The following is a 282-nucleotide window of genomic DNA, read 5'->3' on the forward strand; positions in this document are numbered from 1 at the left end:
GTGTACTAGGCATGCTCGACGGATTAAAACTAATGACACGTCAAACGCTAGATCATTTGTTTCGCGCTGCCGCCCTTAACGATCTGCCCAGTAAGCAGCAACTTGCCGAACTGACCATGCCAACCCTGATTTTAGCGTGGCACGGCGACAAGACCCATCCCATAGAAACTGCCATTCAATTACATGCCACAATACCTAATTCGACCTTACACATTGCAGACTCGATAGATGAGGTTAATGAATGGCCTGAATTGATCAGTGAGTTTTGCCTCTGTTTATAAG

Annotated in this window: 1 protein-coding gene; it reads left to right on the forward strand. The window is 46.1% G+C overall.

Annotated features, from left to right (window positions below; all coding sequences use genetic code 11):
* The coding region (locus AAEZ00_RS21050) for an alpha/beta fold hydrolase (protein ID WP_351089825.1) at positions 1–281 on the forward strand (281 nt) is incomplete at its 5' end.
* Position 282: the final 1 nt, after the last annotated feature.

Source organism: Shewanella sp. S1-49-MNA-CIBAN-0167, assembly GCF_040310145.1.
GTDB classification, from domain to species: Bacteria; Pseudomonadota; Gammaproteobacteria; order Enterobacterales; family Shewanellaceae; genus Shewanella; species Shewanella psychromarinicola.